The 21981-nt window shown below is 55.8% G+C and carries 22 protein-coding genes; 9 read left to right on the plus strand and 13 right to left on the minus strand.

Annotation, left to right across the window (positions count from 1 at the left end):
- Positions 1-573 precede the first annotated feature (573 nt).
- A complete protein-coding gene (gene acnB, locus OC597_RS11075; RefSeq protein WP_261258779.1) occupies positions 574-3171 on the plus strand; it encodes a bifunctional aconitate hydratase 2/2-methylisocitrate dehydratase in 2598 nt (865 codons plus the stop codon).
- 139 nt (positions 3172-3310) lie between these two features.
- Positions 3311-3673, plus strand: coding sequence for a protein YacL (gene yacL / locus OC597_RS11080; RefSeq protein ID WP_099063392.1), 363 nt, complete (start codon positions 3311-3313; stop codon positions 3671-3673).
- 36 nt (positions 3674-3709) lie between these two features.
- Here yacL and speD read toward each other — a convergent pair whose 3' ends face one another.
- The 3 genes from speD to OC597_RS11095 form a co-directional block, all read right to left on the minus strand.
- On the minus strand, positions 3710-4504 hold the full coding sequence (speD, locus tag OC597_RS11085) for an adenosylmethionine decarboxylase (protein WP_262208709.1): 795 nt from the start codon (positions 4502-4504) through the stop codon (positions 3710-3712).
- 27 nt (positions 4505-4531) lie between these two features.
- Positions 4532-5395, minus strand: a complete 864-nt coding sequence (gene speE / locus OC597_RS11090; protein ID WP_261463378.1) for a polyamine aminopropyltransferase — start codon at positions 5393-5395, stop codon at positions 4532-4534.
- A gap of 109 nt (positions 5396-5504) precedes the next feature.
- Positions 5505-5852 (minus strand): YacC family pilotin-like protein, encoded by a 348-nt coding sequence (locus OC597_RS11095; RefSeq protein WP_099065294.1) that lies wholly within the window; start codon positions 5850-5852, stop codon positions 5505-5507.
- A 236-nt stretch (positions 5853-6088) separates the two neighbouring features.
- On the opposite strand from OC597_RS11095, the gene cueO reads away from it, so the two are divergent.
- On the plus strand, positions 6089-7708 hold the full coding sequence (gene cueO / locus OC597_RS11100; protein WP_261285260.1) for a multicopper oxidase CueO: 1620 nt from the start codon (positions 6089-6091) through the stop codon (positions 7706-7708).
- Positions 7709-7806: 98 nt separating this feature from the next.
- Positions 7807-8343 carry a hypoxanthine phosphoribosyltransferase gene (gene hpt, locus OC597_RS11105; RefSeq protein WP_085118883.1) on the plus strand — a complete coding sequence of 179 codons (537 nt, stop codon included), beginning with the start codon at positions 7807-7809 and terminating at the stop codon, positions 8341-8343.
- A gap of 37 nt (positions 8344-8380) precedes the next feature.
- On the opposite strand, the gene can is transcribed toward hpt, so the two are convergent.
- Positions 8381-9037 (minus strand): carbonate dehydratase, encoded by a 657-nt coding sequence (gene can / locus OC597_RS11110; protein ID WP_061807929.1) that lies wholly within the window; start codon positions 9035-9037, stop codon positions 8381-8383.
- 236 nt (positions 9038-9273) lie between these two features.
- On the opposite strand from can, the gene OC597_RS11115 reads away from it, so the two are divergent.
- The 3 genes from OC597_RS11115 to OC597_RS11125 all read left to right on the plus strand — a co-directional run bounded on the left by OC597_RS11115 (position 9274) and on the right by OC597_RS11125 (position 12467).
- Positions 9274-10197: an ABC transporter ATP-binding protein gene (locus OC597_RS11115; RefSeq protein WP_261285259.1), complete on the plus strand. Its 924-nt coding sequence runs from the start codon at positions 9274-9276 to the stop codon at positions 10195-10197.
- Positions 10194-10964, plus strand: a complete 771-nt coding sequence (locus tag OC597_RS11120; protein WP_261285258.1) for an ABC transporter permease — start codon at positions 10194-10196, stop codon at positions 10962-10964. Before OC597_RS11115 ends, OC597_RS11120 begins: the two co-directional genes overlap by 4 nt.
- A gap of 222 nt (positions 10965-11186) precedes the next feature.
- Positions 11187-12467 (plus strand): polysaccharide deacetylase family protein, encoded by a 1281-nt coding sequence (locus OC597_RS11125; RefSeq protein WP_261258772.1) that lies wholly within the window; start codon positions 11187-11189, stop codon positions 12465-12467.
- Between the two features lie 38 nt (positions 12468-12505).
- Here OC597_RS11125 and panD read toward each other — a convergent pair whose 3' ends face one another.
- The 3 genes from panD to panB form a co-directional block, all read right to left on the minus strand.
- Entirely contained in the window at positions 12506-12886 is a 381-nt protein-coding gene (gene panD, locus OC597_RS11130) for an aspartate 1-decarboxylase (RefSeq protein ID WP_024484346.1), read from the minus strand.
- 223 nt (positions 12887-13109) lie between these two features.
- A complete protein-coding gene (panC, locus tag OC597_RS11135) occupies positions 13110-13964 on the minus strand; it encodes a pantoate--beta-alanine ligase (protein ID WP_261426052.1) in 855 nt (284 codons plus the stop codon).
- Positions 13965-13988: 24 nt separating this feature from the next.
- Positions 13989-14783 (minus strand): 3-methyl-2-oxobutanoate hydroxymethyltransferase, encoded by a 795-nt coding sequence (panB, locus tag OC597_RS11140; protein ID WP_261258769.1) that lies wholly within the window; start codon positions 14781-14783, stop codon positions 13989-13991.
- Positions 14784-14952: 169 nt separating this feature from the next.
- Here panB and qseB point away from each other — a divergent pair, with 169 nt between their 5' ends.
- Positions 14953-15615 (plus strand): quorum sensing response regulator transcription factor QseB, encoded by a 663-nt coding sequence (gene qseB / locus OC597_RS11145; protein WP_085119052.1) that lies wholly within the window; start codon positions 14953-14955, stop codon positions 15613-15615.
- Positions 15612-16970 (plus strand): quorum sensing histidine kinase QseC, encoded by a 1359-nt coding sequence (gene qseC / locus OC597_RS11150; RefSeq protein ID WP_262208715.1) that lies wholly within the window; start codon positions 15612-15614, stop codon positions 16968-16970. The genes qseB and qseC overlap by 4 nt, the downstream gene beginning before the upstream one ends.
- Positions 16971-16993: 23 nt before the next feature.
- On the opposite strand, the gene folK is transcribed toward qseC, so the two are convergent.
- The 6 genes from folK to thpR form a co-directional block, all read right to left on the minus strand.
- On the minus strand, positions 16994-17494 hold the full coding sequence (gene folK, locus OC597_RS11155; protein WP_262208716.1) for a 2-amino-4-hydroxy-6-hydroxymethyldihydropteridine diphosphokinase: 501 nt from the start codon (positions 17492-17494) through the stop codon (positions 16994-16996).
- A complete protein-coding gene (gene pcnB / locus OC597_RS11160) occupies positions 17494-19044 on the minus strand; it encodes a polynucleotide adenylyltransferase PcnB (RefSeq protein ID WP_410071712.1) in 1551 nt (516 codons plus the stop codon). Before pcnB ends, folK begins: the two co-directional genes overlap by 1 nt.
- A 61-nt stretch (positions 19045-19105) precedes the next feature.
- Positions 19106-20017 carry a tRNA glutamyl-Q(34) synthetase GluQRS gene (gene gluQRS, locus OC597_RS11165; RefSeq protein ID WP_261258763.1) on the minus strand — a complete coding sequence of 304 codons (912 nt, stop codon included), beginning with the start codon at positions 20015-20017 and terminating at the stop codon, positions 19106-19108.
- A gap of 71 nt (positions 20018-20088) precedes the next feature.
- A complete protein-coding gene (gene dksA, locus OC597_RS11170) occupies positions 20089-20544 on the minus strand; it encodes an RNA polymerase-binding protein DksA (RefSeq protein WP_085119044.1) in 456 nt (151 codons plus the stop codon).
- A 183-nt stretch (positions 20545-20727) separates the two neighbouring features.
- Entirely contained in the window at positions 20728-21435 is a 708-nt protein-coding gene (gene sfsA / locus OC597_RS11175; RefSeq protein ID WP_261258760.1) for a DNA/RNA nuclease SfsA, read from the minus strand.
- Entirely contained in the window at positions 21432-21974 is a 543-nt protein-coding gene (gene thpR / locus OC597_RS11180; protein WP_262208719.1) for an RNA 2',3'-cyclic phosphodiesterase, read from the minus strand. The genes sfsA and thpR overlap by 4 nt, the downstream gene beginning before the upstream one ends.
- Positions 21975-21981 lie beyond the last annotated feature (7 nt).

Below are 21981 nucleotides of genomic sequence, written 5' to 3' on the forward strand. Positions count from 1 at the left end.
AGTACGTTGAAATGGATTTTAGGGCATTCTTTTTGTTGATTTTTTAATCAGCATTGCGCACAATGTTTCTGCTTTGTGGCGCTTGTATCGTTCTTTAACGATGTAAGAAACCCGTGAGGTGCCTGCTAACACCGAACGGAACAAAAGAACCGCCTTTATGGCGGTTTTTTTGTGTCTCCGGCTCCCAACTTTTGATCTTCACACTCAATAGCCATTGTAAATGCATGGCTATTATGTTGTGCTCGTCAGGCTTAATCTTGTTGTAGACGGACCCAACCTGCAGCCCGGCTAGCCTGTGCCGCAGCCGATTACACTGTACTCAACGATTCAGCAAAGATTTAATGTTGCTTTTATGTGAACGAATTAACAACCAATTCAAATCCTGATATGCTGGCTGAGCGGAACCGGGCACTGTAACTTACAGTCCAGGACATCGACAGCAGTGCCCCGTCAGGATCAATGGCATCAACACCGTGCGCTAAACCCGGTTTGAAAATATATACCCTACGGCTTTAAAGACGACGGGTATAAACGCCAGGCACAATAAATGACAATGAGAGCGAGGAGAATGTCGTGCTAGAAGAATACCGTAAGCACGTAGCCGAGCGTGCTGCAGAGGGCATCGTCCCTAAGCCGTTAGACGCCACCCAAATGGCAGCGCTGGTTGAATCATTAAAAAATCCGCCAAAAGGCGAAGACGAATTCCTGTTAGACCTGCTGATTAACCGTGTACCCCCGGGCGTCGATGAAGCCGCCTATGTTAAAGCCGGTTTCCTGGCGGCCATCGCCAAAGGCGAAGCAACATCCCCTCTGATTACCCCTGAAAAAGCCATAGAACTGTTGGGCACCATGCAGGGCGGCTATAACATTCATCCGCTGATTGACGCGCTGGATAACGAAAAATTGGCTGCGATTGCAGCTAAAGCGCTGTCCCATACGCTGCTGATGTTTGATAACTTCTACGACGTGGAAGAGAAAGCCAAAGCGGGTAACCCACACGCCAAAAAAATCATGCAGTCCTGGGCCGATGCCGAGTGGTATCTGTCACGTCCGCAGTTGGCGGAAAAAATCACCGTTACCGTGTTCAAAGTCACCGGCGAAACCAATACCGATGATCTGTCACCGGCACCGGATGCCTGGTCGCGCCCGGATATCCCGTTGCACGCTCTGGCGATGCTGAAAAACGAACGTGAAGGCATAGTGCCGGATCAGCCGGGCAGCGTGGGCCCGATCAAGCAAATCGAACTGCTGAACAAAAAAGGCTTCCCGCTGGCCTACGTCGGTGACGTGGTCGGTACCGGTTCTTCCCGTAAGTCCGCCACCAACTCGGTGCTGTGGTTTATGGGCGACGACATCCCGCACGTGCCTAACAAGCGCGGCGGCGGTGTAGTGCTGGGCGGTAAAATTGCGCCAATCTTCTTCAACACTATGGAAGATGCCGGTGCACTGCCGATTGAAGTGGACGTTAATGACCTGAACATGGGCGACGTAATCGACATTTACCCGTACAAGGGTGAAGTGCGTAACCATGAAACCGGTGAACTGATTGCCAACTTCGAACTGAAAACCGACGTGCTGCTCGACGAAGTGCGCGCCGGTGGCCGTATTCCGCTGATCATTGGCCGTGGCCTCACCACCAAAGCGCGTGAAGCGCTGGGCCTGCCGCATAGCGACGTGTTCCGCATTGCCAAAGAAGTGGCCGCCAGCAGCAAAGGCTTCTCACTGGCGCAGAAAATGGTTGGCCGCGCCTGTGGCGTTGCCGGCGTGCGTCCGGGGGAATACTGCGAGCCGAAGATGACTTCCGTCGGTTCTCAGGACACCACCGGCCCGATGACCCGTGACGAACTGAAAGACCTGGCTTGCCTGGGCTTCTCCGCCGATCTGGTCATGCAGTCGTTCTGTCACACCGCCGCGTACCCGAAACCGGTGGATGTGACCACTCACCATACGCTGCCGGACTTTATCATGAACCGTGGTGGTGTCTCGCTGCGTCCAGGCGACGGCGTGATCCACTCCTGGCTGAACCGCATGCTGTTGCCGGATACCGTAGGTACCGGTGGTGACTCCCACACCCGTTTCCCGATTGGTATTTCCTTCCCGGCGGGTTCTGGTCTGGTCGCCTTTGCTGCCGCCACCGGCGTAATGCCGCTGGATATGCCTGAGTCGGTGCTGGTGCGCTTCAAAGGCAAAATGCAGCCGGGTATCACCCTGCGTGACCTGGTGCATGCCATCCCTTACTACGCTATCCAGCAGGGTCTGCTGACCGTAGAGAAGAAGGGCAAGAAGAACATCTTCTCCGGCCGTATTCTGGAAATCGAAGGTTTGCCGGAACTGAAGGTTGAGCAGGCGTTCGAACTGACTGACGCCTCTGCCGAACGTTCCGCTGCCGGTTGTACCATCAAGCTGGATAAGGCGCCGATCGAAGAGTATCTGAACTCTAACATCGTGCTGCTGAAGTGGATGATCTCCGAAGGCTACGGCGACCGTCGTACGCTGGAACGTCGTGTCCAGGGCATGCAGAAATGGCTGGCGGATCCGCAATTGCTGGAAGGCGATGCGGATGCAGAATACGCGGCGGTGATCGACATCGATTTGGCGGAGATCACTCAGCCAATCCTGTGTGCACCAAACGATCCGGACGACGCGCGTCTGCTGTCTGATGTGGCCAACAGCAAGATCGATGAAGTGTTCATCGGCTCCTGCATGACCAACATCGGCCACTTCCGTGCCGCCGGCAAGCTGTTGGATCAGCACAAGGGGCAGTTGCCGACCCGTCTGTGGGTGGCACCGCCAACCAAGATGGATGCGGCTCAGTTGACCGAAGAGGGCTACTACAGCGTGTTCGGCAAGAGTGGGGCTCGCATCGAGATCCCGGGCTGTTCACTGTGCATGGGGAACCAGGCGCGTGTGGCCGACGGTGCGACGGTGGTTTCCACCTCTACCCGTAACTTCCCGAACCGTTTGGGGACTGGCGCTAACGTCTATCTGGCGTCTGCAGAACTGGCTGCGGTGGCTTCATTGCTGGGCCGTCTGCCAACGCCGGACGAGTACCAGACGTACATGGCACAGGTTGATAAGTCTGCGGCGGATACCTACCGCTATCTGAACTTTGACCAGTTGGGCCAGTACACTGAAAAAGCCGACGGCGTGATCTTCCAAACCGCTGTTTAAGTCGCTATATTGCGCAACTGTTTAACGGGAGGCCTTGGCCTCCCGTTTTATTTTTCTCAGTTGCCAACTTTGCGAGCGCTCACTGAGTTAGTCATGAATTAATGTTTACACTAAGAGAAAGGGCTCAGGAGGGCGTGCTATGGATTACGAATTTCTGCGTGACGTGACCGGACAGGTGATCGTCAGATTTTCGATGGGGCATGAGGTGATTGGCCACTGGATCAACGAAGAACTCAAAGGTGATTTTAACCTGCTGGATCGGATCGAAGCCGGTGCGGCTGAGGTCAAGGGCAGTGAGCGTCAATGGCAGTTGGAAGGCCGTGAATACACACTGCTGATGGACGGGGAAGAAGTGATGATCCGCGCCAATCTGCTGGAGTTTGAAGGCGACGAAATGGAGGAGGGGATGAATTATTATGACGAAGAAAGCCTCTCATTCTGCGGCGTTGAGGATTTCCTGCAGGTACTGAAGGCCTATCGTTCTTTTATGCTGAAATACTAAGCGTAGGGCGCGGCAGTATGCCGCGCCCGTTATACATTACAGATGCGGAATATTGCGGCCGTAATAGATTTCCTGCATCTCTTTCCACAGCAGATCGGTAATCTCTTTACGTTCGGCGGCGCTCAGCGTATCCGGTTTGGCATTAAACAGGTAATGCTTCAGATCGAAATCCTTCAGCAACATCTTGGTGTGGAAGATGTTCTCCTGATAAACATTCACGTCCATCATGTGGTACAGCGCCTTCATATCATCAGACATAAAGTTCTGGATCGAGTTGATCTCATGATCGATGTAATGTTTCACGCCGTTTATGTCGCGGGTAAAGCCGCGTACGCGGTAATCCATGGTAACGATGTCGGATTCCAGCTGGTGGATCAGGTAATTCAGCGCTTTAAGCGGTGAAATCACGCCGCAGGTCGATACTTCAATATCGGCGCGAAAGGTGCACAGGCCGCCTTCAGGATGGCTTTCCGGGTAGGTGTGAACGCAGATGTGGCTCTTGTCCAGGTGCGCGACCACCGTTTTTGACAGTGGACCAGGGTGCTCCGAGGTATCGACATCGTTCGGATCAACCGGTTCTTCACTGACCAGAATGGTGACGCTGGCGCCCTGAGGCTCATAGTCCTGGCGCGCGATATTCAGAATATTAGCGCCAATGATCGAGCAGGTTTCGCTCAGGATCTCGGTCAGCCGATTGGCGTTGTATTGCTCGTCAATGTAGGCGATATAGCCAGCGCGATCGTCCGCGGTTTTGGCGTAACAAATATCGTAAATACAAAAACTCAGGCTCTTGGTCAGGTTGTTGAAGCCGTGCAGTTTTAGCTTATGCAATTTGGTTCACCTCCTTTATCTTCTCGCTTAACGTGTCACGTTCAGTGCGTCGAGCAAATACTGCGGCAGAGCAAAGCTGCCCGCGTGAATTGCCGGGTTGTAATAACGACAGCTTAAACCGCTTTGATGAAAGCGATGTTGCAGCGTTGCCGGGTCGAGCTGACGCAGCGCCGGATCCTGGCTCGCCCAGGCGAAGGTCATGATGCCGCCGTAATAGGTCGGGATCGCCGCCTGGTAAAAGCTAACGTCGTTGAAGTACTGGCTCAGTTTGGTGTGGCTGTTGACCGCTTCGTCTTGCTGCAGGAAGCACACGCCGTTCTGCGCAACAAAAATGCCGCCTTCGTTGAGGCTGCGCGCGCAACCTTCGTAGAACGCTGAAGTGAACAGGCTTTCGCCAGGGCCGATAGGGTCGGTACAGTCGGAGATAATCACATCGAATTTTTCATCGGTCTGATTAACAAAGTTGACGCCGTCGTCGATCACCAGCTTGAAGCGTGGGTCGTCGTAAGCTCCGGCATTGTGGTTTGGCAGGTATTGGCGACAGAACTCGACCACACCGGCGTCGATCTCGACCATGGTGATCTGCTCTACACCCTGATGCCGGCTGACTTCACGCAGCATCGCGCCGTCACCGCCGCCGATAATCAGCACCTTCTTCGCCTGACCGTGGGCCAGCAGCGGTACGTGGGTCATCATTTCGTGATAAATGAACTCATCACGCTCGGTGGTTTGCACCACGCCGTCGAGCGCCATAACGCGCCCCAGAACCGGGTTTTCAAAAATCACCAAATCCTGATGCTCGGTCTTCTCACGATACAGTACCTTCTCTACCGAGAAGTACTGGCCGAAGTTGGCATGCAGCGTTTCATACCAAATTTCTTTCTGGGTCATGTGCGGGAACTCCGTAATAACAGCCATGAAAAATTGGCGCAACATCATAGCTAACTCTGCCTGGTGATGCACGGCTGAATTTCAAACAGAGGTAGCGCAAGGCGGGGGATTAGTTGGCGTAAGCCAGCAGGCTAAGCGAGTCGCGTGCCAGGGATTTGCACTTGTTGGGGGTGGGGATGGCGATACCACTGAGATCGCGATAGCTGTCTTCACCCAGCGCCTTCATATTAAAGCTATTATAGTTGCTCAGATCCCAACGGTTTTGCTGGGCAAAATAAACGATGGCGCGTTTGATTTGGGCATTGGGCAAGTCGTTATAGCCGCAGTCATTTTTCAAATAAATAAAGACTGCCGTCAGATCGGCCAGATCTTCTGCCTCGGACTCATTCAGCGCCAAACTGGCGTTGGAGAACCCCAGCATGGTGAGCAACAGCACCAGTAACGTTGTTTTTTTCATCATGAAAATAGACCTGTTTATTGTCCACAGACGTTATCACACTTGCCTGTAAAGGCACCAAATTTTATTACCCGCAGGTAACATAACCGGCAGCAAAGGCTTGACCTTCCGCTTAGGGGAGGGTTTAGGCTGTGCGCAGATAAAGCTATACCCATAATCTTTCAAGGTGCAGGCTAATTGAAAGGGCTGCACCTTGCGCCGCAATAAGTGCCGATCACTGAAAAAGGGAGTCAGCGATGTTACGCCGTGATTTTATCAAACTGACCGCTGCGCTGGGCGCGGCAAGTGCATTACCCTTGTGGAGCCGGGGCGTGTGGGCTGCAGAGCTGCCGGCGTTGCCGATTCCGCCATTGCTGATGCCGGACGCGCAGGGGAACATTGCCCTGGCGCTGCAAACCGGTGAAATGAACTGGCTGCCGGGCAAGGCAACCCAAACCTGGGGGGTTAATGGCGCGTTGCTGGGCCCGGCGGTACGGCTACAGCGCGGCAAGCCGGTCACGGTGGATATCCGCAATGGCTTACCGGAGGCCAGTACCGTCCACTGGCACGGTCTGGAAATCCCCGGCGACGTCGATGGCGGTCCGCAGGCGTTGATTCAGCCAGGTACCACGCGCAGGGTGCAGTTCACAGTCGAACAGCCCGCAGCGACCTGCTGGTTCCACCCGCACACCCACGGCAAGACCGGCCAGCAGGTAATGATGGGCCTGGCAGGACTGGTGCTGCTGGAAGATGAAGAGAGCAGCAAGCTGCCATTGCCGAAAACCTGGGGGCAGGATGATATTCCGGTGATCCTGCAGGACAAACGGCTGGGCAAAGACGCACAGATTGAATACCAACTGGATGTCATGAGCGCTGCGGTAGGCTGGTTCGGTGACCGCATGTTTACCAATGGCGCCCAGTATCCACGGCATGTGGCACCGCGCGGTTGGCTGCGTCTGCGTTTTCTCAACGGTTGCAATGCGCGTTCGTTGAATCTGGCAACCAGTGATAACCGTCCACTCTACGTAATCGCCAGCGACGGCGGTTTTCTGGCCGAGCCGGTCAAGCTGACCGAGCTGTCGATGCTGATGGGCGAGCGCTTTGAAGTGCTGGTGGATGCCTCCGATGGCAAACCCTTTGATATCGTCACGCTGCCGGTTAAACAGATGGGCATGACGCTGGCACCGTTCGACCAGCCGCTGCCGGTATTGCATATTCAGCCTTCGCTGGCGCAGGGCATCAAGACCATGCCGGACAGTCTGGTGAAACTGCCTGTATTACCGGCGGTGAGTGGGATCCAGGAGCGCTGGCTGCAACTGATGATGAACCCGCAGTTGGATAAGCTGGGCATGCAGGCCTTGATGGATCGCTACGGTCATCAGGCCATGGCCGGCATGAGCATGGATCACGGCAATATGGCTAAAGGCGGCGGTGAGATGGCCGACATGAAAGGCATGGATCACGGCGCGATGAAAGGCATGGATCACGGTAATATGAAGGGGATGGATCAGGGTGCCAAGCCGTTCGACTTCAGCCATGGCAATATGATCAACGGTAAAGCCTTCGACATGACCAAGCCGATGTTTGAAGCCAAGCGCGGCAAATACGAAAAATGGACCATTTCCGGTGAAGGCGACATGATGCTGCACCCGTTCCATATTCACGGCACTCAGTTCCGTATTCTGTCGGAAAACGGCAAGCCCCCGGCGGCCCACCGCAGCGGCTGGAAAGACACGGTGTTGGTTGAAGGTTGGCGTAGCGAAGTGCTGGTGCGTTTTGATCACCCAGCCAACAGCGATCATGCCTATATGGCCCACTGCCACCTGTTGGAACATGAAGATACCGGCATGATGCTGGGCTTTACCGTAACCGACTGATCCACCACTCTGGAACAACGGGCGGCGCGCTCGCGTCGCCACCGGCTTCAGGCTATGCTAAACTCTGCGCCCTTCTTCCGGCAACTGACCTGAAAACTATGAAACACACTGTAGAAGTAATGATTTCCGAGCAGGAAGTTAAGACCCGTATCGCCGAACTTGGCCGCCAGATCACCGAAGATTACCGCGAAAGCGGCAGTGATATGGTGCTGGTCGGGCTGCTGCGCGGCTCCTTTATGTTCATGGCCGATCTGTGTCGCACGATTGAAGTGCCGCATGAGGTCGACTTTATGACCGCTTCCAGCTACGGCAGCGGCATGTCCACCACCCGCGATGTGAAAATCCTTAAGGATTTGGATGAAGATATCCGCGGTAAAGACGTGCTGATCGTGGAAGACATCATTGATTCCGGCAATACGCTGAACAAAGTGCGTGAAATTCTGGCGCTGCGCGGGCCGAAATCTCTGGCGATCTGTACCCTGCTGGACAAGCCTGAACGCCGTGAGGTCGAAGTGCCGGTTGAGTACGTGGGCTTCCCCATTCCGGACGAGTTCGTGGTGGGTTATGGTATCGACTACGCTCAGCGTTATCGCCATCTGCCGTACGTCGGCAAAGTGGTGCTGCTGGACGAGTAAGATGCTGTGGGCGCGGTTTACCGCGCCCGTGACAGGATTAAATGCCCTTATCCTGCTGCAATGTGGCCATGGCCTTGCGATAGCCCATCTCCAGGCTTTCGCGGCTGGTGGCCGCCACTTCAAGATCGCGCAAGCGTCCGTCCTGGATGCCGTATACCCAACCGTGAATCATGACTTTCTGGCCACGTTTCCACGCTGATTGCATGATGGTGGAATGACCCAGGTTGTAGACCTGCTCAATCACGTTGATTTCACAGAGTACGTCGAGGCGTTGTTCCGGCTCCAGTTCACCTAACAGTGAGCTGTGCTTGTACCACAGGTCACGAATGTGCAGCAGCCAGTTGTTGATCAGCCCCAGTTCCGGATTCTCAACCGCGGCTTCCACACCGCCGCAGCCCAGGTGGCCGCAAATAATGATATGTTCAACTTCCAGCACGTCCACGGCGTACTGCACCACTGACAGACAGTTTAAATCGGTATGAATGACCAGGTTGGCCACGTTACGGTGAACGAAGAGTTCACCCGGCTCCAGTCCGGTCAGTCTTTCCGCGGGAACGCGGCTGTCTGAACAACCTATCCATAAAAAGCGGGGCTTTTGCGCCTGGGCTAAACGTTCAAAAAAGTCCGGGTCTTCCTTGCTGATGTTAGCTGACCAGGTATGGTTATTAGCGATAAGCTTTTCGATTTCTTTCATGGAGGTTATAGACCTGTAACGAACAGATTGCGTTGGGGTAATATAGGACAAGCGTCACATTTTGGAAATCGGAACAGTTACGCAAGAGGATATTCAGCCACTTTTTATACAGCATGGCGGGATGGAACCTGAATTTTCCGCACGGATTTGCCTCAGTGAAAACGCTGCTGATGATAACATCACCTTCATTACAAGACGCAGCAGCATACTCATCGTCACAAGGTACTTTTTAACTTATGAATTATGCACTGGAAATAGCGCAGTTAACCAAGACTTACGCCGGTGGCGTCAAGGCGTTGCGCGGGATCGACCTGAACGTCGAGGCAGGGGATTTCTACGCTTTGCTGGGGCCTAACGGCGCCGGAAAATCCACCACCATCGGCATTATCAGCTCGCTAGTCAATAAGACGTCCGGCAGCGTGCAGGTGTTCGGCTACGACATCGATAAAGACATTGTTAATGCCAAACGCCAGCTTGGGCTGGTGCCACAGGAGTTCAACTTTAACCCGTTCGAAACCGTGATGCAGATTGTGGTCAATCAGGCGGGCTACTATGGCGTGACTCGCCGTGAAGCCCTGGTGCGGGCGGAAAAATACCTGACCCAGTTGGATCTGTGGGGCAAACGCAATGAACGCGCCCGCATGTTATCCGGCGGGATGAAGCGCCGCCTGATGATTGCCCGCGCATTGATGCATCAGCCAAAATTGCTGATCCTCGATGAGCCGACTGCTGGGGTGGATATCGAGCTGCGCCGCTCGATGTGGGGTTTCCTGAAAGAGCTGAACGCTCAGGGCACTACCATTATCCTCACCACTCACTATCTGGAGGAAGCGGAAATGCTGTGCCGCAATATCGGCATTATCCAGAACGGTGAGTTGGTGGAAAATACCTCGATGAAAGGTCTGTTGGCCAAGCTGAAGTCTGAAACTTTCATCCTCGATCTGGCAGCGAAAAGCCCGTTACCGAAGCTGGACGGCTATCGCCACCGCCTGACGGACACTTCAACGCTGGAAGTGGAAGTGATGCGCGAGCAGGGTCTGAATGGCCTGTTTACCCAGCTCAGCACCCAGGGCGTTCAGGTACTGAGCATGCGCAACAAGGCTAACCGGCTGGAAGAGCTGTTTGTCACCCTGGTTAATGGTAATGGAGAAAAAGCATGACGCGCTTGTATTGGGTGGCCTTACAGAGCATCTGGGCCAAAGAGATCAACCGTTTTGCCCGTATCTGGATCCAGACGCTGGTGCCGCCGGTGATCACCATGACGCTGTATTTCATCATCTTCGGCAACCTGATTGGTTCACGCATCGGTGAGATGCACGGTTTTGATTACATGCAGTTTATCGTCCCTGGCCTGATCATGATGGCGGTGATCACCAACTCGTATGCCAACGTGGCCTCTTCGTTCTTCAGCGCCAAATTCCAACGCAATATTGAAGAGCTGCTGGTGGCGCCGGTACCGACGCACGTGGTGATTGCCGGTTACGTCGGCGGTGGCGTAGCGCGCGGCGTTTGTGTCGGCGTGCTGGTCACCGTGATCTCGCTGTTCTTCGTGCCGCTGCAGGTGCATGCCTGGTGGGTGATTGTGGCCACGCTGCTGCTGACGGCGATTTTGTTCTCGCTGGCGGGCCTGATCAATGCGGTGTTTGCCACCACCTTTGACGATATCAGCCTGATCCCGACCTTCGTACTGACGCCGCTGACCTATCTGGGTGGGGTGTTTTACTCGCTGACGCTGCTGCCGCCGTTTTGGCAGGCGGTGTCCAAACTGAACCCGATCGTCTACATGATCAGCGGATTCCGCTATGGCTTCCTTGGCATCAGCGATGTGCCGTTGGCGTTGACCATGACGGTGCTGGTGGCGTTTATTGCGGTGTTCTACCTGTTGTCCTGGTACCTGATTGAGCGCGGTCGCGGTCTGCGTACCTGATTAACCCGTGTCCCCGGGCATCGCGTTCGGGGACGCTTTTATTGACCTGAAGCAAGTACCCTGTAAATCAATAAAATTGCTCAAATAACCCCTTTCTCCCCGCTGTTCAAATCGTGCTATGCTGGCGCTCCACATTTTCTCCATTTTGTTATATGCCCTATGAGTTTCAAGTTTCAGCTTGAAAGGCGACGGGTATTACACACTCGTAAGCAGAACATAACCATGCGGTCTACACACAAGATAGCGGCTGGGTTACTCGGCATCCTGATGTCACTTGTCGCCCCGGCGAGCCTGGCAAATTTGCTGTCGGAAGACAGTGCTGTTAAATCCGAATATATGGAAGCGCAACGCGATAGCGAAGTCTATTCGTTGATTGGCGAGCATGTCATTCCGGTTGGTGAAGTGAAGCAAGGGCAACTGATCCAGGTGTTCCCGGCAGATGCGGAATATTACGAGTTCAAATTCGGCCACGGCACGGGTTTTATCGATAAAGACGACGTGCGCGAGCTCAAAAAATCACGCAAGGTGAAGGATGATCTGGGAGAGCTGAATAAACCGCTGACCAACCAGAACCTGATCACTCAGAAGGCGATCAACGTCTATACCGATGCGGATAACAGCAGCGATGTGTTCGGCGTGCTGGAAGAGAACCTGCGCTACCCGATCATCGGCAAACTGAAAGACCGACTCAACAACACCTGGTACGAGATCAACATTGGCGATCGTCTGGGTTATGTCAGTGAGCTGGACTGCGAGATTGACACCGGTATACCGGTACTGACCTACCATCATCTGCTGAAAAATGAAGAGAATAAGCGCTTCCGCCATACCTCGACCACCACGTCTGACGTGGCGTTCAGCAACCAGATGACCTATCTGAAGCAGGCGGGTTACGACACCATTTCCCTGTATCAGTTGGAAGCCTACCTGAAAAACCAGATCAACCTGCCGGGCAGGGCGGTGGTACTGACGTTTGATGACGGGCTGAAATCGGTCTATCGCTACGCTTACCCGGTCTTGAAGAATTACGGCTTCCGCGCTACGGCGTTTATCATTTCTTCGCGCATTAAACGCCACCCGCAAAAGTGGAATCCAGACTCGCTGCAGTTTATGAGTATTTCCGAACTGAAGCAGATTCAGGACGTTTTCGACGTGCAGTCGCATACCCATTTCTTGCATCGTACCGACGGTAATCGTCAGCCGATCCTGCTGAGCCGCTCGCTGCACAATATCGAATTCGATTTTGAGCACTCACGCCGTGCGCTGTCGCAGTTTAATCCGCATGTGCTGTACCTATCCTACCCGTTTGGCGGCTACAACCAGCGGGCGATACAGGCCGCGAAAGATGCTGGTTTCCATATGGCCGTGACCACGGTGCAGGGCAAAGTGAAACCGGGGGATAACCCCTATACGCTGAAACGGCTGTATATTTTGCGCACCGACTCGATTCAGACCATGGCGGACAGAATCGCCAACAAGCCTGGAACGCTGGTGGTGCAATAGCAAGAAAGGAACGGGCGCTGACAGCGCCCGTTTTACTTTTAGGCGACCTGTACCGGCACGGCTTTCGCCTTGCGCTGCAGGTGGTTGTCACCTTCGAAATAGGCTACTTTCGGGTGGTGCTGGCGGGCATCGGCATCGCTCATCTGCACGTAGGAGCAGATAATCAGTTTGTCGCCCACGCAGGCGCAACGCGCTGCCGCGCCGTTGACCGAAATAATGCGCGAACCGCGCTCGGCGGCGATGGCATAGGTTGAGAAACGCTGACCGTTATCAACGTTATAAATATCGATAGCTTCATATTCCAGAATGCCTGCGGCCTCCAGGAAGTCCTGGTCGATGGCGCAGGAGCCCTCATAGTGCAAGTCAGCCTGAGTCACTTTCACCCGATGCAGCTTGCCTTGCAGCATAGTACGTATCATAACTTTACCTAGCTAAGTATCAGCCTTCACAGGCGATTGGGGTGGCGTTTAAACCCTTCGTCTTTCAAGCTGCAGCGTTGTTGGCTGCTTACGCTCACCCCAGTCACTTACTTGAGTAAGCTACTGGGGATTCCCGTACTTGCCGCTTAGCTGCAACTCGAAATCCATTAGGGTAGATTTTTTATTACTTTCCCGCGAACAACGGTACCAAATATGCAAAAACCTACAGCGTCAGGTCAACCTGTTGGTTGTCGATCAATCGCGCCTTGCCCAGCCAGGCGGCCATCAACACCACCGCACGGCGGCTTTCAACGCCCAGCGGTTGCAGGTTGTCGGCGTCACGAATAAACAGCTCGTCCGGCGTGAAACCGGCATTGCGCAGATGTGTTGCGGTTTGTTCCAGTAATTCATCAACGTGGCGTTCGCCGTTGCTGAGTTGTTCAGCCAGCGCATTCATGATCTTGCTGAGCTGCGGGGCGATTTTACGCTCTTCAGCGGTCAGGTAGCCGTTGCGTGAGCTGAGTGCCAGGCCATCTTTGGCGCGCACGGTCGGCACGCCGACGATATCGATGTCATAGCCCATGTCCGCCACCATCTTGCGGATCAACGCCAGTTGCTGGTAATCCTTCTCGCCAAAACAGGCCAGATCCGGCTGCACCAGATTGAACAACTTGCTGACAATGGTGGCGACGCCGCGGAAGTGGCCCGGACGGCTGGCACCTTCCAGCATGCTGGAGATACCCGGCACATCGACGTAGGTTTGCTGTTCCAGCCCCTGCGGATAGACATCGGCCGGGGCCGGTGCAAACACCAGTTCAACGCCGCGACGGGTCAGTTTTTCGCTGTCCTCCTGCAGGGTGCGTGGGTAACGCGCCAGATCTTCTGGACGTTCGAACTGCATCGGGTTGACGAAGATACTGACCACCACGATATCGGCGCGCGCACGGGCTTCATCGATCAGTGTCATATGGCCTTCGTGCAGGTTGCCCATGGTTGGCACCAGCGCGATGCGTTTCCCATCCTGACGCCAGCGGCGGATCTGCTGACGCAACAGCGGCAGGGTTTCGATAATTACCATTGCATAACTCCTAGCGCGGTCACTTTAGTTGAAAGAGTGCTCTTCAGCGGGGTAAATTCCTTGCTCCACGTCCTGAATATAGTGTTGCACCGCCGAGCGGATATCGCCGCTTTGCGCCAGGAAGTTTTTAGCGAATTTCGGCGTGTGGCCGCCGGTGATACCGAATGCATCGTGCATCACCAGGATCTGGCCATCGGTGGCGTTACCGGCGCCAATGCCGATCACCGGGATGGTCAGGGCTTCGGTGACCTTGCGTGCCAGCTCGGTCGGTACGCATTCCAGCACCAGCAGTTGGATACCGGCTAGTTCCAGATTTTTTGCATCTTCCAGCAGCTGTTTGGCGGCGAGCTCATCACGGCCCTGCACCTTGTAGCCGCCGAAGACGTTGACCGATTGCGGAGTCAGGCCGAGGTGGCCGCATACCGGCACGGCGCGTTCGGTGAGCATTTTCACCGTTTCACACAGCCAACTGCCGCCTTCCAGCTTCACCATATTGGCCCCGGCCTGCATCAGTTCGGCGGCATTGGCACAGGCCAACTGTGGGGTGGCGTAACTCATAAAGGGCAGGTCGGCCAGCAGCAGACAGGCCGGCGCGCCACGGCGCACGGCACGGGTATGATAGGCAATGTCGGCGACGGTGACCGGTAGCGTGGAGTCGTGGCCCTGCAGCGTCATGCCCAGCGAATCGCCCACCAGCAGCACTTTAACGCCTTGCTCTTCAAACAGTTTGGCAAAGCTGGCATCGTAGGCGGTGAGGGAAGCAAACTTGCGCTGTTCCTGCTTCCACTGGTGCAAATGGGTCACGGTGGTGGGTTTCATCACGTCGTCTCCTGAATAGGGTCGTGCGGCGTGCGCAGGGCCCTGGCTGCAAAAAAGTGCTGTCATTCTACTGTAACCCTAACGGGGTGGGTAGCGCAGATCATAATGCTTAAGTGGTTCTTAAGAACCTTGTGGTGTAATGGCCGGCAATGGCTAAAAAAGGACGCACATGCGAATTCTGCTGATAGAAGATGACAAGTTAATCGGCGACGGTATCAAGGCCGGGCTGACCAAGCTCGGCTTTAATCTGGACTGGTTTACCGATGGGCTGGTCGGCAAAAATGCGCTGGAAAGCGCGCCCTACGACGCGGTGATCCTCGATCTGAGCCTGCCGGGCCTTGATGGCCTGGATCTGTTGCGTCAGTGGCGACAGGCTGGTCATGACGTGCCGGTGCTGATCCTGACCGCGCGCGACGCGCTGGAGCAACGGGTCAACGGCCTGCAAAGTGGGGCCGATGATTATCTGTGCAAGCCTTTTGCCCTGGCGGAAGTAGCGGCGCGGCTGCAGGCGTTGATCCGCCGCCGCCATGGCCAACTGATGCCACAACTGGTGCATGGCAATGTGGTGTTTGATACCGCCACCCGCAGCGTGAGCTGCAACGGCGAGCCGGTCACGCTGACGCCGCGTGAACTGGCGGTGTTGGAACTGTTCCTGCATAACAAGGGACGGGTACTGGCGCGGCCGCTGATCCAGGAAAAACTGTACAACTGGGACGATGACGTCAGCAGCAACGCGGTAGAGGTCCATATCCATCATCTGCGGCGCAAGCTGGGTAACGGGTTCATCCGCACTATTCACGGCGTGGGTTACACGCTGGGGGATGACGCGTGAAACATCTTAGTCTGAGGCTAAGGCTGATCCTGATTTTCAGCCTATTGGCGCTGTTGACCTGGTGTTCTGCCAGCCTGGTGGCGTGGATGATGACGCGCAATACCATCAACGAAGTGTTTGATACTCAGCAGATGCTGTTTGCCAAACGGCTGGCAACCGTCAATCTGGGCGATCTCCTGGCCGATGAAAGCGTGCGCAGCCTGCCGAAAACCAAAAAGCTGGTGCATCACGGCAAGCGTGGCGAGCAGGATGATGACGCGCTGGCGTTCGCCATCTTCGATCGCGATGGCAAGATGCTGCTCAACGACGGGGAGAATGGCGCGGATTTCCGCTTTGACGGCGATCGCGAAGGTTTCACCGATGGTGAACGCAAAGGCGATGACGACAGTTGGCGGCTGCTGTGGCTGACCAGCCCGGATGGCCGCTATCGCATCGTGGTAGGGCAAGAGTGGGATTATCGCCGGGATATGGCTCTGGGCATGGTGACCGGGCAACTGGTGCCGTGGCTGGTAACGCTACCGATCCTGATGCTGCTGATTGCGCTGATGGTCGGGCGTGAGCTGCGGCCACTGCGAACTGTCGCAGCAGGATTGCGCCAGCGTGCACCGGACGACGCCACACCGCTGGATGCCGGACAGGTACCGACCGAAGTCCGGCCGCTGGTCGATGCGCTTAACGCACTGTTTACTCGCATCAATGCGTTGCTGGTGCGTGAACGGCGTTTTACGTCTGACGCGGCCCATGAATTGCGCAGTCCGTTGGCGGCGCTGCGGGTACAGACAGAGGTGGTGCAGTTGGCCGGTGATGACGAGCCGATGCGTGAGCATGCGCTGGGTAATCTGACGGTGGGTATCGATCGTGCCACCCGGCTGGTGGATCAATTGCTGACGCTATCGCGACTGGATTCCCTGTCTGACCTGGCCGAGCTGGAAGCGGTCGACTGGACCCAATTGGTGCCGATGACGCTGGCAGAGCAGGATCGCCATGCTCATGCTGCCGGCGTCACCCTGCGTTACGAACAACAGGGCACGCCACCGCCGCTACAGGGGCAAACGCTGCTGCTGTCGCTGCTGGTGCGCAATCTGCTGGATAATGCGGTGCGGTATACCCCCGCGGGCGGCATCGTCACTGTGAGGCTGACAGAGCGCCTGCTGACGGTCGAGGATAATGGTCCGGGGGTCACGGTGGAACATCTGGCGCGGTTGGGGGAACGTTTTTATCGTCCGCCAGGCCAGGAACAAACCGGCAGCGGGTTGGGGTTGTCGATTGTGCAGCGTATTGCCAGCTTACATGGATTGCGCGTTAGCTTTGCCAACCGGGCAGAAGGGGGATTTGTTGCTCAGGTGATGCTGTAGGGGCGCTGCATATTGCGCCCGACTCAGGCTTTGTGCTTGGGGTTGTGCCAGAGCTCCATGCCATTTTGCGGCACGCGTTTCAGGCAGCTGGCCAGTGATTCGCCGTCGGGGAAAACTAACTCGGGGGCGATTTCTGCCAACGGATAGAGCATGAACTCACGCTCTTTCAGGCCGTAGTGTGGCACCGTCAGGCGATCGGTGTGAATGACCTGCTCGCCATACAGCATGATATCCAGATCCAGAGTCCGTGGGCCCCAGCGCTCATCTTTGCGCACACGGCCCTGATTGCGTTCAATCGCTTGGGTGTGATCGAGCAACTGTTCTGCGGGTAGCAAGGTATCCAGTGCCACCACCGCATTGAGATAGTCCGGCTGGTTCTGCGGGCCCAGCGGCTTGGTGCGGTAAAACGAAGAACAAACGATCAACCGGCTGCGCGGGAGATGCTCCAACGCTTCCAGTGCGGCTTTCACCTGTTGTAGCGGGTGCGCCAGGTTGCTACCCAGCGCGATATAAACGCGGATCATTATTCCCCTTCTTTACGCGGCGTCCGGCGGCGAGGCCGGCGTTGACGCGCACGGCGCGGTGCCGGATCGTCACCCAAAGTACTCAACATGGTTTTCTGGCGTGCCGGTGTGGCTTCCTGGAACTCGCCCCACCATTCGGCCAGACGCAGCATTTCCTGGTTTTCTTCCACTTCGGCACGCAGCGCCAGCAGATCGTAAGCGGCGCGGAATTTCGGGTGTTCCATCAGCTTGTGCGCGCGCTTGCCCTGACGACGGGAAAGGCGAAGCTGCAACTGCCAGATATCGCGAACCAGCGTGGTGATGCGTTTCGGGATAGCCAGCGAACGACACTGCTCGTCCAACACGTCATTCATCGCCAGCGCGAAGGCGTCGTAGTACGCCAGTCCGCTCTCCTGCGCCAGTTTCTGCGCATGTTCCAGCAGCGGGTACCAAAGCATAGCAGCAAACAGGAACGCCGGGTTGACGCGCATGTCGTTTTGCAGACGGTAGTCGGTGTTCTTCAGCACCTGCGCCAGAATACGCTCCATCGGCGTGTCCTGGGTCGGCGTGAAGTGACGTGAAATCTGTGGGAACAGCGGCTGGAACAACTGGTATTCACACAGTTTCAGATAGGTCGGATAACCGTAGCCTGCCTGCAGCAGCTTGAGAGACTCCTCAAACAGACGTGCCGGCGGGATCTCATGCAGCAAGGATGCCAGGCGTGGGATCGGCTCGGCGGTTTCGTCGCTGATGGTCATGTCCAGCTTGGCGGCAAAGCGCACCGCGCGCAGCATGCGCACCGGATCTTCACGATAACGGGTTTCCGGATCGCCAATCAGGCGGATCACGCCCTGTTTGAGATCGCGCAGGCCGTTGACGTAATCACGCAGAGTGAAGTCCGCTACGCCGTAGTACAGGCTGTTGATGGTGAAGTCGCGGCGCTGGGCATCTTCTTCGATCGAACCGAAGATGTTGTCGCGCAGCAGCATGCCGTTTTGGGCCTGCTGGGAAGAATTTTTGTCAGATTCCGGCGTTTGCTGCTCGTGGTGACCACGGAAGGTGGCAACCTCGATAATTTCCGGCCCGAACATCACGTGTGCCAGGCGGAAGCGGCGGCCTACCAAACGGCAGTTGCGGAACAGCTTGCGCACTTGCTCCGGCGTTGCGTTGGTGGTGATGTCGAAATCTTTCGGTTTTTTGCCCAGTAACAGGTCACGCACACCGCCACCGACCAGATAGGCCTCGAAGCCGGATTTGTTCAGGCGATACAGCACCTTCAGCGCGTTCTCACTGATGTCTTTACGTGAGATGGAATGCTGATCGCGTGGGATCACGGTCATTGAACCGTTGCTCTCTGCGGCAGGAAAAGGTGGGCGTTTACGCGGTGCAGGCCGGCGGGCAGGGCTTTCTCTGCCGCGATCGGCGGAACGTTGCTGCGGCGCGGCCGACGGTGTCGCCACCACGCTTTCTTCGCGGACTACGTTTTTATCGCTGACCGGCGCATCATCGCGCGGCTGCTTGTCATCGCGGATTAGCACCTTACGGCAGAAATTGGCTACTCGGGTAAAAATGGTACACCTCGATAGTGTCTGATAAAAATGGCGCTAACAAAAAATAGCGGCTAATCATAGCTCACCATGGCTCTTTTGAGAATGCCGATGTGTTTTCGTCCAGGGAAATAGCCTCCCGGCGCGGCACATCATCCAGCTTCCAGTGTGCAATCGCCCAGCTCAATAATAACGACAGGTCCAGATCTTGCCAGCTTTCCGGCAGCGGTTGGCGCAGAAATTTTAGCGCGGCCACCAGTGTTGGGCGTGGATCGCCGTCGGGCAGAGCGGGCGCATGGTTTTGCTTCGACAGTTTGATGCCGTTAGCGCCCAGCGCCAGCGGCAGATGCACATAGGCGGGCACCGGCGCCTGTAACTGATGGTACAGCGCTATCTGGCGTACTGTCGGTTCGATCAGATCGGCACCGCGTACGATTTCGGTGATGCCCTGGAAATGGTCGTCCACCACCACTGCCAGGTTATAGGCGAACAGCCCATCACGCCGACGAATGATAAAGTCTTCCTGTGCCAGCGCCCGGTCGGCCTGCAACTCGCCCTGCAGGCGGTCATGAAAGGCGTAAACCGGAGAGGACTGACGCAAGCGAATGGCGGCACCTTGCGGGCCAAGATTCAAAGGGCGACAGTGGCCGTCATACAGGCCGCCTATCTGCTGAATACGGCTGCGGGTGCAGTTGCAGAAATAGCTGAGCCCCTGCTGATGCAGGTGATCCAAAGTGGCACGGTAGGCTTCATGACGTTGGGATTGATAGATGACCTGGCCGTCCCAGAGGAGACCATAGTGTTCCAGAGCGGATAAGATACGATCGGCCGCACCGGCGACTTCGCGCGGGGGATCGATATCTTCAATGCGAACCAGCCACTGCCCGCGTTGGGCACGAGCCTGGAGGTAGCTTCCCAGAGCGGCAATCAGCGAGCCGAAATGCAGATCCCCGGAAGGCGATGGGGCAAAGCGCCCCACATAATGTCTTTCTTGCATATCAGAGGGGAAACTTTCCCTTTTCTCTGTGCGGCGCACGCAGAACGTACGCCGCAGCGATAACAACTGTATTAGCCGGCCATCTGCTTTTCGCGGATTTCGGCCAGAGTCTTGCAGTCGATGCACAAATCGGCAGTCGGACGCGCTTCAAGGCGACGAATGCCAATCTCCACGCCGCAAGAGTCGCAGTAGCCGAAATCTTCGTCTTCTACTTTCTTCAGCGTTTTCTCGATCTTTTTGATCAGTTTGCGTTCACGATCGCGGTTACGCAGTTCAAGACTGAACTCTTCTTCCTGAGTGGCACGGTCGGCCGGATCAGGGAAGTTAGCTGCCTCTTCCTGCATATGAGTTACCGTACGATCAACTTCATCCCTGAGCTGGTTACGCCATGCTTCAAGAATGCGCTTGAAATGCGACAACTGGGCGTCGTTCATGTACTCTTCGCCCGGCTTCTCTTGGTACGGCTCCACCCCAGCGATGGCGAGAATGCTCAAGGACGAGGTTTTACGGGTTTGCCCTTCTTGCATGTTGCTTCTCCTACATACACACGCACTATCGAATCCCCAATGTGGGGGAAAAACAGGCCGCTATAAATAACAGATGGGAGGTAGGTTGGCAATTATTCCTGTCGCCTGCTTGACAATGGTGTGAAGGAAGGCGTATTTGGCGACGCGTTAACCGGTTGTCGAATTATTAGTACCCGGTCAGCGCTAATCGATAAAAAACGGTAACTTATCGCAGAGATATATACCGTCAGGTGATAATTTAGCCCCATAACAAACCACTTCTACACCCAACTGCTGAACCTGTGCCAACAGTGTCGCATAACGCTCATCTATATGATGTGCCGGTGCGACCTGCTCAATACCGCTATGTAACACAGCAAAGAACAATACCGCCCGTTGCCCGCTTTCAACCACGCTTAGCAACTCACGTAAGTGCTTCTGTCCTCTGAGCGTTACTGCATCAGGGAAGTAACCACGTTGTTGTTGCAATAATGTGACTGACTTAACTTCAATATAGCAGTTAGCTCGGTTTTCTGCCTGTAATAACAAATCGATACGACTGTTCTCACTGCCGTATTTTACTTCGCTGCTGATTTTACTGTAACCGGATAATTCATTGATTAGATTCTGTTCGATCGCCTCGCGTACCAACCCATTGGCACGCAGGGTGTTCACGCAGATCCAGTCCCCCTGTTGGGTATGGGTCAGTTCCCAACTGTGGGCGTATTTGCGCTTGGGATTATCCGAAGTGGAGTACCAAACGGTATCGCCGGGTGTGGCACAGCCGGTCATGGCACCGGTATTGGCGCAGTGCAGGGTGAAGGTTTCCCCTTCCGGGGTGACGACGTCCGCCAGAAAGCGTTTGTAACGTTTAATCAGCGTGGCGTGGCGCAGCGGTGGCGTGAAAATCATCGGGTGTCCTGAAGGGTTAAAGACCATTGCTCAAGCATTTGATAACGCGTGCGGCCGTTTTCAAACACTGACTGGTACAGGGCGAATTCGTCGGCGCTGAAGTTCCAGCCCGGGGTGACGGGCGGCACGGCGACCGCTTGCGTCGCCGATCGCAGCAGGGTGATATGCGGATGAAACGGCATCGGGCTCTGATAACAGCCGCTGCGAGCCGCTTGCGATCGTAACAGCTCCGCCAACTGCAACAGTCCACGCGGGGCACGTCGGGTGCCGAGCCAAACCACGCCGGGACGCGGCCAGTGGCCGAGGTCATCCAGCACCATGCTGAAACCGGGCTGGCTAATGCGGCCCGCCAGCTTTTTCAGCGCGGCCTCTTTTTGCGCCGAGACGTCGCCGAGAAAGGCCAGCGTCAGGTGCAAATTGGCTGCCGCGACCGGCCGGCCGACTTCCGGCGCGAAGGCTTCGGCGCGCCAGCGGATCACCTGTTGCTGTAGTGCATCAGGCAAGGTCAGGGCGAAAAACAGGCGGCGCGAACTGGACATGGGGCCC

Origin of the sequence: Serratia proteamaculans (assembly GCF_946227095.1) — a bacterium.
Taxonomy (GTDB): domain Bacteria; phylum Pseudomonadota; class Gammaproteobacteria; order Enterobacterales; family Enterobacteriaceae; genus Serratia; species Serratia proteamaculans_E.